At 61.8% G+C, this 13,884-nt stretch carries 14 protein-coding genes; 5 read left to right on the top strand and 9 right to left on the bottom strand.

Annotated elements, in window-relative coordinates; translation table 11 throughout:
* Window position 1 precedes the first annotated feature (1 nt).
* From ppnN to ACB039_RS00130, 4 genes are all read left to right on the top strand, one after another.
* The gene (gene ppnN, locus ACB039_RS00145) at window positions 2-1,357 is read left to right on the top strand and encodes a nucleotide 5'-monophosphate nucleosidase PpnN (RefSeq protein ID WP_041206266.1); all 1,356 of its coding nucleotides are present in this window, start codon (window positions 2-4) and stop codon (window positions 1,355-1,357) included.
* Window positions 1,358-1,489: 132 nt separating this feature from the next.
* Window positions 1,490-2,299: a flap endonuclease Xni gene (gene xni, locus ACB039_RS00140; RefSeq protein WP_371164892.1), complete on the top strand. Its 810-nt coding sequence runs from the start codon at window positions 1,490-1,492 to the stop codon at window positions 2,297-2,299.
* Between the two features lie 142 nt (window positions 2,300-2,441).
* Window positions 2,442-3,449 (top strand): isocitrate dehydrogenase, encoded by a 1,008-nt coding sequence (locus ACB039_RS00135; RefSeq protein ID WP_025327939.1) that lies wholly within the window; start codon window positions 2,442-2,444, stop codon window positions 3,447-3,449.
* A gap of 119 nt (window positions 3,450-3,568) precedes the next feature.
* Window positions 3,569-4,012, top strand: a complete 444-nt coding sequence (locus ACB039_RS00130; RefSeq protein WP_043130933.1) for a hypothetical protein — start codon at window positions 3,569-3,571, stop codon at window positions 4,010-4,012.
* A gap of 82 nt (window positions 4,013-4,094) precedes the next feature.
* Here ACB039_RS00130 and rlmM read toward each other — a convergent pair whose 3' ends face one another.
* The 6 genes from rlmM to dinB all read right to left on the bottom strand — a co-directional run bounded on the left by rlmM (window position 4,095) and on the right by dinB (window position 10,703).
* On the bottom strand, window positions 4,095-5,189 hold the full coding sequence (rlmM, locus tag ACB039_RS00125; protein ID WP_025327941.1) for a 23S rRNA (cytidine(2498)-2'-O)-methyltransferase RlmM: 1,095 nt from the start codon (window positions 5,187-5,189) through the stop codon (window positions 4,095-4,097).
* A complete protein-coding gene (locus tag ACB039_RS00120; protein WP_371164891.1) occupies window positions 5,182-5,568 on the bottom strand; it encodes a DUF423 domain-containing protein in 387 nt (128 codons plus the stop codon). The genes rlmM and ACB039_RS00120 overlap by 8 nt, the downstream gene beginning before the upstream one ends.
* 34 nt (window positions 5,569-5,602) lie before the next feature.
* A complete protein-coding gene (locus ACB039_RS00115) occupies window positions 5,603-6,241 on the bottom strand; it encodes an alpha/beta family hydrolase (protein ID WP_371164890.1) in 639 nt (212 codons plus the stop codon).
* Between the two features lie 4 nt (window positions 6,242-6,245).
* On the bottom strand, window positions 6,246-7,166 hold the full coding sequence (locus ACB039_RS00110; RefSeq protein WP_042649544.1) for a transcriptional regulator GcvA: 921 nt from the start codon (window positions 7,164-7,166) through the stop codon (window positions 6,246-6,248).
* Window positions 7,167-7,448: 282 nt separating this feature from the next.
* Window positions 7,449-9,584: a methyl-accepting chemotaxis protein gene (locus ACB039_RS00105; protein WP_371164889.1), complete on the bottom strand. Its 2,136-nt coding sequence runs from the start codon at window positions 9,582-9,584 to the stop codon at window positions 7,449-7,451.
* 66 nt (window positions 9,585-9,650) lie between these two features.
* On the bottom strand, window positions 9,651-10,703 hold the full coding sequence (dinB, locus tag ACB039_RS00100) for a DNA polymerase IV (protein ID WP_043130924.1): 1,053 nt from the start codon (window positions 10,701-10,703) through the stop codon (window positions 9,651-9,653).
* A 288-nt stretch (window positions 10,704-10,991) separates the two neighbouring features.
* On the opposite strand from dinB, the gene ACB039_RS00095 reads away from it, so the two are divergent.
* Window positions 10,992-11,201: a hypothetical protein gene (locus ACB039_RS00095; protein WP_042649547.1), complete on the top strand. Its 210-nt coding sequence runs from the start codon at window positions 10,992-10,994 to the stop codon at window positions 11,199-11,201.
* Window positions 11,202-11,274: 73 nt separating this feature from the next.
* On the opposite strand, the gene nqrM is transcribed toward ACB039_RS00095, so the two are convergent.
* From nqrM to nqrF, 3 genes are all read right to left on the bottom strand, one after another.
* Entirely contained in the window at window positions 11,275-11,499 is a 225-nt protein-coding gene (gene nqrM, locus ACB039_RS00090) for a (Na+)-NQR maturation NqrM (protein WP_005330718.1), read from the bottom strand.
* Between the two features lie 101 nt (window positions 11,500-11,600).
* Window positions 11,601-12,644, bottom strand: coding sequence for an FAD:protein FMN transferase (locus tag ACB039_RS00085; RefSeq protein ID WP_371164888.1), 1,044 nt, complete (start codon window positions 12,642-12,644; stop codon window positions 11,601-11,603).
* 3 nt (window positions 12,645-12,647) lie between these two features.
* Window positions 12,648-13,871, bottom strand: a complete 1,224-nt coding sequence (gene nqrF, locus ACB039_RS00080; protein WP_025327948.1) for an NADH:ubiquinone reductase (Na(+)-transporting) subunit F — start codon at window positions 13,869-13,871, stop codon at window positions 12,648-12,650.
* Window positions 13,872-13,884: the final 13 nt, after the last annotated feature.

Below are 13,884 nucleotides of genomic sequence, written 5' to 3'. Positions count from 1 at the left end.
TATGATTACACACATCAATCCCGTGGGCAGCATGGACCTGCTGTCCCAACTTGAGGTGGATCGCCTCAAGCAGACCGCCTCCAGCGATATCTATCAACTGTTTCGCAACTGCTCGCTGGCGGTGCTCAACTCAGGCAGCCACACCGACAGCTCCAAAGAGATACTGGAGCGCTTCAAGTCCTTCGACATTCATGTGATCCGGCGCGAGCGCGGGGTCAAACTCGAGCTGTTCAACGCCCCCGAGCACGCCTTCGTCGATGGCGAGATCATTCGCGGCATCCAGGAGCACCTGTTCTCCGTGCTGCGCGACATCCTCTATGTCTCGACCCAGCTGGAGTCCAATCGCCTGGTCAACCTGACCAACTCCACCCACATCTCCAACGTTGTGTTCGCCATCCTGCGCAACGCCAAAGCGATCCTGCCGGGGGCAGACCCCAACCTGGTGGTCTGCTGGGGTGGTCACTCCATCAACGAGGTGGAGTACCAGTACACTCGCGCCGTGGGCAGCGAGCTGGGCCTGCGGGAGCTCAACATCTGCACCGGCTGCGGGCCTGGAGCCATGGAAGGGCCCATGAAGGGGGCCGCCGTCGGCCATGCCAAGCAGCGGGTGCGCAATGGCCGCTACATCGGCCTCACCGAACCCTCCATCATCGCCGCCGAACCGCCGAACCCCATCGTCAACGAGCTGGTGATACTGCCGGACATCGAGAAGCGACTGGAGGCCTTCGTGCGTCTGGGACACGGCATCATCATCTTCCCGGGCGGGGTCGGCACTGCCGAGGAGCTGCTCTATCTGCTCGGCATCATGATGCACCCGGCCAACGAGCGGCAGCCCATGCCCATCATACTGACCGGTCCGAAGGAGAGCGCCGACTACTTCCGCGCCATCGACGACTTCGTCAAGGCCACCCTGGGTGAACCGGCCACCAGCCTCTACCGCATCATCGTCGGGGATGCCCCGGAAGTGGCGCGCGTGATGAAGGAAGCGATGCCGAAGATCCGCGAATACCGAAAATCGGTGGGGGATGCCTACTCCTTCAACTGGTCCTTGCGCATAGAGCCGGAGTTCCAGCTGCCGTTCGAGCCGGATCACGCCAGCATGGCGAGCCTGGATCTGCACCGCAACCAGCCGCCCCAACTGCTGGCGGCCAACCTGAGGCGCGCCTTCTCCGGCATCGTCGCCGGCAACGTCAAGGAGGGAGGCATTCGCGCCATCGAGAAGAAGGGCCCCTTCAAGCTGCACGGCGACAAGGAGCTGATGCACCTGATGGACAGGCTGCTAGAGAGCTTCGTCAGGCAGCAGCGGATGAAGCTGCCTGGCAGCCAGTACATCCCCTGCTACGAAATCGTGAAATAAGGGCGCAGCGCCCGTGATGACAGGAGGGGCCCAGTGCCCCTCCTCCACTTCCCGGCCCTGGCGTCCGGGGTTAGCATGACGCCCATCCCTTGTTACAATGGGCCGTCCCGACCGACAAGAGTGCTCCCTGCCATGCAACACCTCAGGCCACACCTGCTCATCATCGATGCCCTCAACCTCATCCGCCGTCTGCACGCGGTGCAGGCCCAGCAGGCACTGACCCCGGCCCAGGCCCTGATCGCCACCCGCGCCAACCTCATCAATACCTGCAAGAAACTGCTGACCGGCAGCGAGCCGACCCATGTCATCGCCGTGTTTGACGGCGAGGTGCACAGCTGGCGCAAGGAGATCTATCCGGCCTACAAGGAGGGGCGCACCCCCATGCCACAGGAGCTGAGGGAGGGGCTGGCCGACTTGCAGGACGCCTTCTGGGAGTGCGGTGTGGATGCCCTGCTCTCCCAGACCGACGAGGCGGACGATCTCATCGCCACCCTGGCCAGTGGTATTGCCCAGCACGGTGCCAGGGCCACCATCATCTCCACCGACAAGGGCTTCTGCCAGCTCATCTGCCCGCAGATCCGGGTCCGAGATTACTTCAACAAGCGCTGGCTGGATGAGGTCTTCGTCCAGCAGCAATATGGCGTCGCCCCTGCGCAGCTGGTGGACTTCTGGGCCCTGACCGGCATTGGCGGTTCCAATATCAAGGGCGTGCCGGGCATAGGGCCAAAGACGGCGACCCAGCTGTTGCAGCAATATGGCGGTCTGGCCGCCATGCTGGACGCCTGCGAGCAGGAGAGCGCGGCCAAACCCCTGCTCAAGCTGCGCCAGCACAGGGAGGATGCCCTGCTGGCCCAGCGGCTGGTGCGGCTGCAGCAGGACATCCCCCTCGGTTTCAATCTGCGGGAGATCCGCTACTCGCCCGAGCCCGATTCGGAGGCGTGATCCCCGGCACACAATTCCCCGAAACAGGCCGTACCTGTTGACATAAATGGGAAAAATGTAAAGAAACATGGAGGAAGTGGTGCAAAAATGGTATAAAACCGCCGAATCCTCCCCCTCTGTTCCCTAGAAGTGGATACGTCTCATGTCAAAAAGAAAAATTACCGTCATTCCGGGCGACGGCATAGGCCCCAGCATCATCGAATCCGCCATCCAGATCCTGACCCACGCCGGCTGTGATTTTGACTATGACTATGCCGATGCCGGTCTGGTCGCGCTGGAGAAGCACGGCGAGCTGCTGCCCCAGTCCACCCTCGATTTGATTGAGAAGAACAAGGTCAGCCTCAAGGGCCCCCTCACCACGCCGGTCGGCGGCGGCTTCACCTCCATCAACGTCTCCCTGCGCAAGAAGTTCAACCTCTACGCCAACGTGCGTCCGGTGATCTCCTTCAAGGGCACCAGGAGCCGTTACGACAACATCGACATCATCACGGTGCGTGAAAACACCGAGGGTATGTACTCGGGTGCCGGCCAGAAGCGCAGCGATGACAACCAGAGCGCCGAAGCAATGAGCATCATCACCCGCGACGGGGCCGAACGCATCGTCACCTTCGCCTTCGAGCTGGCGCGCCAGGAAGGGCGCAAGAAGGTCACCATCATCCACAAGGCCAACATCCTCAAGTCCACCTCCGGTCTGTTCCTGGAAGTGGCGCGCGAGGTGGCTGCCCGCTATCCGGATATCCAGAACGAAGAGATGATCGTCGACGCCGCCTGCATGAACCTGGTGATGTACCCGGAGCGGTTCGATGTGATGGTCACCACCAACCTGTTCGGCGACATCCTCTCGGATCTCTGCGCCGGTCTGGTGGGGGGCTTAGGCATGGCTCCAGGAGCCAACATCGGTGAGGGCGCCGCCATCTTCGAAGCGGTACACGGCTCGGCGCCGGACATCGCCGGCAAGAACATCGCCAACCCGACCTCGGTGATCCTCGCCTCCATCCAGATGCTGGAATACCTCGGCATGCAGGACAAGGCCGAACGCATCCGCGAGGCAGTACGGGCGACCATCGAATCCGGAGATCGGGTGACCCGGGATCTGGGGGGCACGGCCTCCACCAGCGAATTCACCCAGGCCATCATAGACCGTCTATAAATCATATCTAACTGATTGATTTAAAAAGGGAGCTTCGGCTCCCTTCGTTTTATGCAGGATCCCCCTACCTCCCTCGTCAGATGAATACTATGTTCATATGAGGGATAAGGAGATCCACTATGCGTGCTACCTTCATCTTGCTGATCTTCAGCAGCAGTACCATGGCATTAGACAGGCCCATCGACAACGCCTGGTTGACACCGCCCCCTCAGTTCGAGCAACCGGCCAAGCAGACCTGGCGGTCCACCATAGATACCAACGACCTGCTCAAGAGCCCCAAGCCGCTCTCCCTCGGCGTGGACATCATGACCGACAGCAACGGCACCCAGCGGATCACGGCCTACCAGAAACTCAATCTGACGGCCGAGAAGAGCGTGAGCCTCTCCTTCGAAAAGCACAAACCCAGGATCAAGTTCAATGCCGGCGGTATCAACACGGCGGTCAAACTCCGGGGTGACGGCGTCAAGATGCAGTTCAACCCCACCGACAAGACCATTCCACTTCAGGTCGAGCTCAAGATCACCAATGACGAGTCCATGATGCGTTTCGACTACCGCTTCTGAGGGCCGCCAGAAAGCAAAAACCGGACGGGGCTACCCCCGTCCGGTTTTTTTGGCGTCACACCAGGTGACGCGGGTGCCCGAATCAAGACTTGGGTTCGAGCTTGGAGACCCAGAACTTGTTGTAGACGTGCACGGTGATCTCTTCGCGATCGTGGTAGAGCTGCTTGGCCTGGATCACGAACGCATTGTCGATCTCCTTGAGCATCTCCCGCAGCACCTCTATGTTGTGCACCGCCTCGGCATAGCGCTTCTTCATCGGCAGCTTGAGGTTGAACATGGCTTCCTGGCAGTCGTTCTCGCGGAACCAGTCGGCAATCATGTGAACCACCCGCGCCGGCTTGTCCACCATGTCGCATACCAGCCAGTAGGTGTTCTTCTTGCCTGGCCGCCAGACGAAGCCGTCATCGCGAATGTGCTTGACCTGACCGGTATCCATCAGGGACTGGGCCATGGAGCCGTTGTCCACCGCGGTCACCATCATGCCACGGCGCACCAGCTGATAGGTCCAGCCGCCCGGGCAGGCGCCCAGATCAACGGCCTTCATACCGGAGGTGAGACGCAGCTCCCACTCTTCCCGCGGCACGAACACATAGAAGGCCTCTTCCAGCTTGAGGCTGGAGCGGCTCGGGGCGTCCGGCGGGCAGCGCAGGCGCGGAATGCCCATGTGGAATTCGGAGTTGTTGAAGGAGTAGGAGTACCCCAGCAACAGGTGATCATTGGCCATGAAGAAGGCGTGGAACACCGGACGGTGCGGCGTCTCCTTCTTGGTCAGGATCTCGTTGCCGCGCAGCGCCTGGCGCAGCGGCACCGTGAACTTGCGGCAGAAGGCAGAGAGCTCCTTCGCCTCGTTGGTATCGGCCGTTTCCACCCGCAGATCGCCACAGATGGCATAGTCACGGGTCGCCTCTATGATGGGGGAAACCCGATCGGAGAGGTCCAGATCCTTCAGCTCATGGGTCACCACCAGCATCTGGCGGATGAAGATGAGTTCACGGAACGGCAGCTTGCGGGCCAGCAGATCCGCCTGCTCCTCGTCATACAGCTCGAAAATCACGTAACCGCTGTCGTCCTTGACCCGGGCAAAGCCGTAGCACTGCATGTTGCTGGCTCGTTCGGTGATCTCTGCCGCCGCCTCTTTCTCAAAACCCGGGCGGCAATAAAGCAGCAGATTATTCATTTTTTCCTCCAAGACGACAGCCGGCCCATATCAGAGCCGCCCATCCCAACATAAAACAGAGGCCACCGGCCGGGGTGATAAGCCCCAGCCCCTTGCTGCCAAGCAGCACCATGGCGTAAATACTGCCGGAGAATCCCAGGATCCCAAGCACAAAGGCCGTGCCTGCAAAGGTAATCACCTTGCTGCGCACGCCGCACCACCCCAGCACCAGCAGGGCCAGGGCGTGAAAAAACTGATACTGCACCGCGGTGTTGAACGCCGCCAGCAGTGAAGGGGGTATACCGGTCGCCGCCAGCCCGTGAGCCCCATAGGCTCCCAGCATGGTGGCCGTCAGGCCGAAGCAACCCGCCAGCACCAGCCAATGTCGATGGACTTGCATCCTCTCTCCTCGTTCTCTGCGCGCGGCCACCCCTTCAGACGCACCGGAACGGAGTCGCCGCGATAAACCCCTTAATTCGCTCCGCAGCCTGTCGCAGGTTCTCCTGCTCGCTCACACCGCTGGCCTTCCTCGGCTTGAAGCCATGATCCCCATCGGTCAGCCAGTGGACCGATACGGCGGGGGAGAAGGGGAAATCGGCCAGCTCGGCGCGAGAGCCAAAGGTGTCGCGCTCCCCCTGCAGCAGCAGGGTCGGCGTCGTGATCTGCTTGAGCACCTCACCCCGCCAGCGGTCGGGGCTGGCCGGGGGGTGGAAAGGATACCCGAGAATGAGCAATCCTGCAGCATTCATCTCGTCGCCCCCTTCATGATAGAGCTCGGCCGCCATCCGCCCCCCCATGGACTTGCCTGCCAGGAACAAGCGGGGATGGGCAAATGCGCGCACCATCTCGCGCCAGTGCGCCAGCAACACGGGCTGCCGGTCCGGCGGCCTGCGCTTGCCATCCAGGGCCCGCTTGCTCATGTAGGGGAAGTTGAAGCGCACCACCTCGATGTCCGGCCCCGCCAGCAGGCGCGACAGCTCGGCGAGAAAGGCATGATCCATGCCGGCGCCCGCACCGTGGGCCAGCAGAATGCGAACGGGGGCGTCGCTCGCCCCCTCTCTTGTCACATCCATCCCCTCAGGCATCGGCGAGACGGGCCCGGCGACGGGCCTCCTCCTGCTCCACCAGCTCCAGCATCCAGTCGCGGAAGGCCACTATCTTGCCCTGATCGGACTGCTGCTCCTGGCACACCAGGTAGAAGGCATTCTTGCTCACCAGCACCTGCTCGAACGGGCAGATGAGGCGGCCCGCTTCGATCTCGGGCTGGGCCAGCACGCTGTGACCGAGCGCCACCCCCTGACCGTGGATCGCCGCCTGGATCACCATGGTGGAGTGGCTGAAGATGGGCCCCTGGTTGACGTTCGGGGCGTCGATGTCGAGCTGACGGAACCAGGCCTTCCAATCGCGTCGGGAGGTGTCGTGCAGCAGGGTGTGCCTGGTCAGATCCTCAGGGGTGCGCAGGGGCTTGGGGCCGGTCAGCAGCAGCGGTGAACAGACCGGGATCAGGTACTCGGTGTGCAACTTGTCAGAGCGCAGTCCGGGCCAGTTGCCACGGCCGTAGTAGATGGCCACGTCCACGTCGTCGGTCAGGGATCCCTCGTCCATGTCCACCGCCTTGATCCGCACATCGATGTCGGGGTGGCGCTCGCTGAACTTAACCAGCCTGGGCACCAGCCACTGGATGGCGAAACTCGGCTGCAGGGAGACGGTGAGCGCCCCCTTGGCGCTGCGGGCCAGCAGCTTGTCGGTGGCCTCGGAGATGGAGGCGAAGATGTCCTTGATGTCGAGGAAGTAGCTCTGCCCCTCCTCGGTCAGCAGCAGGGAGCGGTTCTTGCGACGGAACAGCTTGATGCCGAGGTACTCCTCCAGCGCCTTGATCTGGTGACTGATGGCGGCCTGAGTCACAAACAACTCTTCTGCTGCGCGGGTAAAGCTTAAGTGGCGAGCCGCTGCTTCGAATGCCTTCAGGGCATTGAGCGGGGGTAAACGACGAGACATGACACCAGCCGACGATGAGTTTTTCTAATGGGGCGCATTATAAATTGTCGGTTGCGGGTCGACCAGTGAATAAACATAATTCGCCACGCAATCCGTTGCCATATGGCTCACACCTTCTCTTCCATGTTGGTTTACATGTGGTTTTTGTGAGTGGGCCGACAACGGTTGTGGTGTTGTGTTTCTTCCTCTGCGGGAAGAAGGGCTAAATCGATGCGATTTAACCCAGTCTGTCATCTGAATGTGTTTGGCGCCTCCGGTTGGATGGCGCCTTTTTTCTTATCTCTATACCCTGAACTGCCCCACCAGTTGCTGCTGCTTGTCCGCCAGTTGCGACAACTCGCGTCCGTTGTCGGCAGAGCTCGCCGCCTCGGCCCGGATGGTGTGGCTCACATCGCGAATATTGCTGACGTTGCGATTGATCTCGTCCGCCACCCCGCTCTGCTCCTGGGCCGCCCTGGCTATCTGCTCGTTCATCTGATGGATGGTGGCCACCGCCTGGATGATCTGCTCCAGCACGCTGACCGACAGCTCCACCTTGCCAAGCGTCACATCCGCCTGGCTGTGGCCCGTCATGATCGCCTTGACCACCGCCTCGGTGCCCGACTGCAGCTCGGTGATCAGCGTCTGGATCTCGACGATGGCGTTCTGGGTGCGACCGGCCAGGTTACGCACCTCGTCGGCCACCACGGCGAAGCCGCGGCCCTGTTCACCGGCCCGCGCCGCCTCGATGGCGGCATTGAGCGCCAGCAGGTTGGTCTGTTCGGCTATTCCCTGAATAACGACGAGGATATCGTTGATGTTGTCGCTGTTGGCAGCCAACCGCTCCACCACGGGCTTGGCATCGCTGATCACCGCCATCAGCCTGGACATGGCCTGCTGGGTATCGGCGACCACGGATTTGCCCTCCTGGGCCGCCATGTCCGCTTGGTTGGCTGCGCTCACCGCCGAGCTGGCATTGCCCGCGACCTGCAGGGCGGTAGCGCTCAGCTCCTCGAACGCCGTCGCCACCAGATCCACCTCCTGATACTGGGCTTGCATGCCGGCACTGGTGCGAGCTGCCCCTTGCGCCGCCAGCGCCGCGCTGGCCCGGGTACCGGCCACGGTATCGATCACCTGGCTGATGGTGGACTGCAGCTTGTCCAGAAAGTTGTTGAACCACTTCGCCAGCTCGCCGATCTCGTCATCGCGACGCAGGTCGATGCGCTGGGTCAGATCACCCTCGCCGCTGGCGATGTCCTTGAGGCGGGCCACCACGGTGCGAATAGGGGCGACGATGCGCTGGGCCATCAGCCAGATGCAGAGCAGGGCAAGGGCTGAGATGGCCCCACCGATCAGCAGCTGGGTGGCGACGCTGCGCTGGGACTGGGTCTCCAGCTCATCCTGCAGTTGCAGGGCGGAGGCGAGCACCACGGTCCGGGGCAGTTCGATGTAGATGCCCCACTGACGATCCGTCCCGCGCATGCTGACCGGCACGAAGGTCTGCAGCAGGGCGCCATCCGGGCTCCAGCGCGTGACTACCTCCCCCTTGGCGAGCCAGCCGTTGAGATCCGCCGCCAACCCCTGCTGCGCCAGGGTATCCCCAAGGGCGACCTTGAACCCTTCGACCCCGGCTACCCGCCCCTCGTGACTGAGCAGCAGCACCTTGCCCTGCCCGTCATAGAGCGTCTTGTCCATCTCCTCCACCAGGCTTTGCAAGGTGGCCAGCGAGATGTCGACCCCGACCATGCCGAGCAGATTGCCCTGCTCCAGCAAGGGGGCCGTCACCGAGGTCATCAGCACCTGCCGGGAGCCCACCTCGTCCACATAGGGATCGAGCAAACAGAGAGCCTTGCTGCGAATGCTGCAACTGTACCAGTCATTCTCCAGGCCGCCGTGCCCGGACGGCTTGTCGTTGGCCAGCAGCGCCTCGTCCATCACCTCTAGGGTCACCTTGCCATCGACTCTGGCCCAGTAGCTGGAGAAGCGTCCCTTGTCGTTGGCCCCGAGCGCCGTCGAGCCCTGATAGTTGTCATCTTCCCCATCGAGCTGGTTGGGTTCGAATACCGCATAGACCCCGAGCAGGTTGGCCGATGACTCCGCCGCGTCCTGCAACTGCTGGTTCACGGCACTGCGCAGCGCCTCGGAGTGAACGAAGTTGTCCGCCGCGTTCTTGCGCTGGAACAGGATGCCCTCCGCCAGCAGGGTGGCCCTGAAATAGGCCTCGTCGAGGTAGCTGGTCACTCTGGCCGCCTGGGTGGCCCCCATGGCCTTCATCCAGTTTTCTGCCGCGTGCTGCCCCTCCAATGTGGTGGAGGTGAGCACTTGTTCCTGCATGCGCGCCGCGTTGAAGAGGGAAGAGGCGACCAGTGCGGCGGCACTGGCCAACAGGCAACAACCGGCGATCAGGGTGATCCGCCCCTGAACAGAAAGAGAACTCATGCCACATTTCCTGACGTCTAAAGATGTAAGTACTGTATCGGTTTTGGAAACAAAAACTTAACCAAATCAACTGAGATCCAGGCTGAGTTGATTGATTTCCCCGGCCCCGGGCAGTCCCACCACCAGCCCGAGCAGACGAATGGGCTTTCCTTGAGACCGTTGCAGCCCCTCGTGCAGCAGATCGTGGAAACGGGTCGCCTGGTAGCTCCCCTTGCGATAGACGGTAGTCTGGTGGAAATCGGCAAACTTCAGCTTGATCCCCTGCCCCATCAACGCCTCCGCAGGGCAAGCCCTGGCAAAGCGCAGCTCCAGCTCGGGAATGAGCCGGCCGAGCACGGCCCGGCAGGCGGCTTCATCCAGCACGTCGCTGGCGAGCGTCGTCTCCACCCCTATGCTCTTGCGTATCCGCCGGGCCTGCACCGGCTGATCGTCATGCCCCCAGATGCGACCGGCGAGCATCTCCCCGAGCTTGCCGAAACGGCTCACCAGCTCCTCGTTGCCGAGCTGGCGGGCATCCTCGCAAGAGTAGAGCCCGAGGGACTCCAGCCGTTCCGCTGTCTTGCGGCCGATGCCGGGCAGTTTGCCAAGGGGCAGCTGGCGCACGAACTCATCCACCTCCTCTGGCCTTATCACGAACAGGCCATCCGGCTTGCGCTGCTCGGAGGCGAGCTTGGCCAGGAACTTGTTCGGCGCCACCCCGGCCGAGGCAGTCAGCCCCAGTTCGAGGGCGATGGCGGCGCGGATCTCGGCCGCCATCAGGGTGGCGCTGCCGCCGCAGTGGGGGCTGTCAGTGACATCGAGGTAGGCTTCATCGAGGGAGAGCGGCTCCACCTGCTCTGTGTAGCGCAGGAAGATGGCTTGCAACTGGCGGGAGGTCTCCTTGTAGACGGTCATCCGCCCGGGGATCAGCACCAGCGGCGGGCAGAGCTTCCTGGCCAGGGCGCTCGGCATGGCGGAGCGCACCCCGAAGCGGCGCGCCACATAGTTGCAAGTGGAGATGACGCCGCGCCTGTCGGCCGAGCCGCCGATGGCGAGCGGTACTTCCCGCAGGGCCGGATTGTCCCGCATCTCCACCGCGGCGAAGAAGCAATCCATGTCGATGTGAATGATCTTGCGCATGCCAGAGTCTGTTGAGCTGTCGGCACCTGCCGCACGGTTGCGACACATGGTGCCAGGTTGAGGCAGGGCTCATCTCGGTGAGCCGGAGGTCACGTCTCGCAGGGTCGCCACCAAGAGCCTGGTTGCGTGCCCCCCGTCACAGCCATGATGAGACGTCAAACACCACTGTATGAATAACCAGTTGGCATCCCATGCTACCCCAGCCCTGTCATTTCTGCCAGCGCACGGGAGGAGGCGGGCGGATAGACTCTCAAGGCACCATCCACATGGAACTCAAGGAGGAGAGAGATGAGAGCAATCTGGCCGGGACTCTGCCTGCTGCTGCCACTGACGGGCATGACCAAGGACCATCCGACCGCAGAGTGCAGTTGGCTGTTTGAACGTATCGAGATACTGGAGAAGGCCATCAAGCAGGGGGACGAGCTGGGCACGAGGGAGGAGTTGGCAAAGCGAAAGGTGGAGTTTCGCAACAAGGCCTGCAGCCAATACGATTACTGAACGCCATGAAAACGCGAGCCGACCCGGGGTCGGCTCGCGTGTATTCGATACACCCGCACGCGGGTGTTCGCCCTCAGAGGATGCGGTTATCCACCAGCATCTTGCGACGGGCCTCTTCCTTGGCCATCTTCTTCTTGCGATTGTCGCAGGGCTCCGGGCAGTCACACTCCTTCTCGATCCCTATGGTGCCGAGACCGCCACAGGAGCCGGAGATGGTCTTCTTCTGGAAGATGTAGCCGATGGCCATGGCCACCACCACCACCAGAAACACCCCGAAGGTGATCAGAAAGATCTGCATGGTATTACCCCTTACTGTTCAACCAGATACAGCTCAACGGCATCCGGCTACAAGATTCTTCGATACCGCCATCCCGGTGAGTGATGGCTGCCTCTTGACGATTAACCGGGCTGCTTGGCCAGGTAGGGCTTGAAGGCATCCGAGTAAGCCTCCTCGAAGCCATCGTCCGTCTTGGTGATCACGAAGATGGCCAGACCCCGCTCCTTGGCATAGGCCAGGCTCTTCTGCGTCCCCATGACGGTCAGCGCCGTGGCCAGCCCGTCTGCGGTCATGCAGGAGGGGTGGATCACGGTGACCGAGACCATCCGATGGGTGATGGGCTTGCCCGTCAGTGGATCTATGGTGTGGGAGAAGCGCTTGCCATCCAGCTCGTAGTAGTTGCGATAATCCCCCGAGGTGGCGACGCCGTTGTCCCCGGGCACTATCACCTCCTGCACCGAACCGGCATTGGCGGTCGGCTTCTCGATGGCGACGCGCCAGGGGTGACCCTTGCCGTTGACGCCGTTGATCCGCAGCTCGCCGCCGATCTCCACCAGGTAGTTGCGCGCCCCCAGGGATTCCAGGTACTCGGCCACCTTGTCCACCCCAAAGCCCTTGGCGATGGCGGAGAGATCTACGTAGAGGCCCGGGATATCCTTTTGCAGGGTGTCGGCGTCGACCGAGGTTACCACATGCAGATTGCCGAGGCCCGTCTTCTGCCGGGTCTGGGTAATAAGCTCGTCGGATGGCACCTTGGTCGGTTTGGCATCCGGCCCAAAGCCCCACAGATTGACCAGGGGGCCCACGGTGACGTCCAGCGCCCCGCGGCTCTCGCGGCCAATGTGAATGGCCTCGGTCACCACCCGGGCGGTGTCACGGGAGACCACCAGCGGGGTACTGCCCTTGTGCTGGTTGAAGCGCGACAACTCGGAATCCGGGCGATAGGTGGACATCTGATCGTTGACCCGCTCCAGCAGGACATCGACCTCGACTTGCAGCTTGGCGGCATCCGTGACGGCGGCATCCGCCACCTTGATGGAGTAGTAGGTGCCCATGGTGCTGCCGGTGATGTGGATCTCCGGCTTGGATTGGACCGATTCCTGACCGCACCCCGTCAAGAAAAAGGCTAGCCCGAAGGCTAGCCAGGTCTTTACAACACTGTGCATGGATTAACCACCAAAGTCATCCAGGAGGATGTTTTCGTCTTCAACGCCGAGGTTTTTCAGCATGTTGATGACGGCAGCGTTCATCACGGGAGGTCCACACATGTAGAACTCGCAATCTTCCGGCGCCTCGTGGTTCTTGAGGTAGTTCTCGAACAAGACGTTGTGGATGAAGCCGGTGTAGCCATCCCAGTTGTCTTCCGGTTGCGGATCCGACAGGGCGACGTGCCACTGGAAGTTGTCGTTCTCGGCGGCCAGCATGTCGAAGTCTTCGACATAGAACATCTCGCGCTTGGAACGAGCACCGTACCAGAAACTCATCTTGCGCTTGGACTTCAGGCGGCGCAGCTGGTCGAAGATGTGGGAACGCATCGGCGCCATGCCGGCACCACCACCGATGAACACCATTTCGGCGTCGGTGTCCTTGGCGAAGAACTCGCCAAACGGACCCGAGATGGTCACCTTGTCCCCAGCCTTCAGGCTGAAGATGTAGGAGGACATCTGGCCGGGAGGGGCAGTCCAGTTGCTCGGCGGCGGGGTCGCGATCCGCACGTTCAGCATGATGATGCCGAACTCTTCCGGATAGTTAGCCATGGAGTAGGCACGAATGATCGGCTCGTTGACCTTGGACTCCAGCTCGAAGATCTTGAAGCGATCCCAGTCCCCGCGATACTCCTCGGGGATGTCGAAGTTCTTGTACTGCACGTGGTGGGCAGGGGCTTCGATCTGGATATACCCACCGGCGCGGAACGGTACGCTCTCGCCATCGGGGATCTGCAGCTTGAGTTCTTTGATGAAGGTGGCCTTGTTGTCATTGGAGATGACGGTACAGTCCCACTTCTTCACGCCGAAGATCTCTTCCGGCAGCTCGATGTCCATGTCGGAACGGACGGTGACCTGACAGGCCAGACGCTCGCCATGACGGGCTTCACCCTTGCTGATGTGATCCAGCTCGGTCGGCAGAATGTCGCCGCCGCCGGCCTTGACTCGCACCTTGCACTGACCACAGGAGCCGCCGCCGCCACAGGCGGAGGAGACGAAGATACCGCTGCCGGCGAGCACGCCGAGCAGCTTGCCACCCGCCGGGCTGGTGACAGCCTTGGCCGGGTCGCCGTTGATGCTGATTGTCACGTCACCCGCGGTCACCAGCTTGGACTTGGCGAACAGAATGACTGCCACCAAGGCCAGCAGGATCACGGTGAACATGACCACACCCAGAATAATTTCCATCTATATTTCCTTT

The sequence above is a fragment of the Aeromonas sp. S2(2024) genome, assembly GCF_041402505.1.
GTDB classification, from domain to species: domain Bacteria; phylum Pseudomonadota; class Gammaproteobacteria; order Enterobacterales; family Aeromonadaceae; genus Aeromonas; species Aeromonas media.
The sequence above is the reverse complement of the archived record's forward strand: the minus strand, read 5'-3'. Positions and strand labels throughout refer to the sequence as shown.

Bases quoted from the DNA above. Each gene is read 5' to 3' on its own strand.
- rlmM (WP_025327941.1), bottom strand. From the start codon at position 5,189: ATGAATAATCTGCTGCTTTATTGCCGCCCGGGTTTTGAGAAAGAGGCG.
- ACB039_RS00095 (WP_042649547.1), top strand. From the start codon at position 10,992: ATGAGAGCAATCTGGCCGGGACTCTGCCTGCTGCTGCCACTGACGGGC.
- nqrM (WP_005330718.1), bottom strand. From the start codon at position 11,499: ATGCAGATCTTTCTGATCACCTTCGGGGTGTTTCTGGTGGTGGTGGTG.
- ACB039_RS00120 (WP_371164891.1), bottom strand. From the start codon at position 5,568: ATGCAAGTCCATCGACATTGGCTGGTGCTGGCGGGTTGCTTCGGCCTG.
- ACB039_RS00110 (WP_042649544.1), bottom strand. From the start codon at position 7,166: ATGTCTCGTCGTTTACCCCCGCTCAATGCCCTGAAGGCATTCGAAGCA.
- dinB (WP_043130924.1), bottom strand. From the start codon at position 10,703: ATGCGCAAGATCATTCACATCGACATGGATTGCTTCTTCGCCGCGGTG.
- ACB039_RS00105 (WP_371164889.1), bottom strand. From the start codon at position 9,584: ATGAGTTCTCTTTCTGTTCAGGGGCGGATCACCCTGATCGCCGGTTGT.
- ACB039_RS00115 (WP_371164890.1), bottom strand. From the start codon at position 6,241: ATGGATGTGACAAGAGAGGGGGCGAGCGACGCCCCCGTTCGCATTCTG.
- xni (WP_371164892.1), top strand. From the start codon at position 1,490: ATGCAACACCTCAGGCCACACCTGCTCATCATCGATGCCCTCAACCTC.
- ppnN (WP_041206266.1), top strand. From the start codon at position 2: ATGATTACACACATCAATCCCGTGGGCAGCATGGACCTGCTGTCCCAA.
- nqrF (WP_025327948.1), bottom strand. From the start codon at position 13,871: ATGGAAATTATTCTGGGTGTGGTCATGTTCACCGTGATCCTGCTGGCC.
- ACB039_RS00135 (WP_025327939.1), top strand. From the start codon at position 2,442: ATGTCAAAAAGAAAAATTACCGTCATTCCGGGCGACGGCATAGGCCCC.
- ACB039_RS00130 (WP_043130933.1), top strand. From the start codon at position 3,569: ATGCGTGCTACCTTCATCTTGCTGATCTTCAGCAGCAGTACCATGGCA.
- ACB039_RS00085 (WP_371164888.1), bottom strand. From the start codon at position 12,644: ATGCACAGTGTTGTAAAGACCTGGCTAGCCTTCGGGCTAGCCTTTTTC.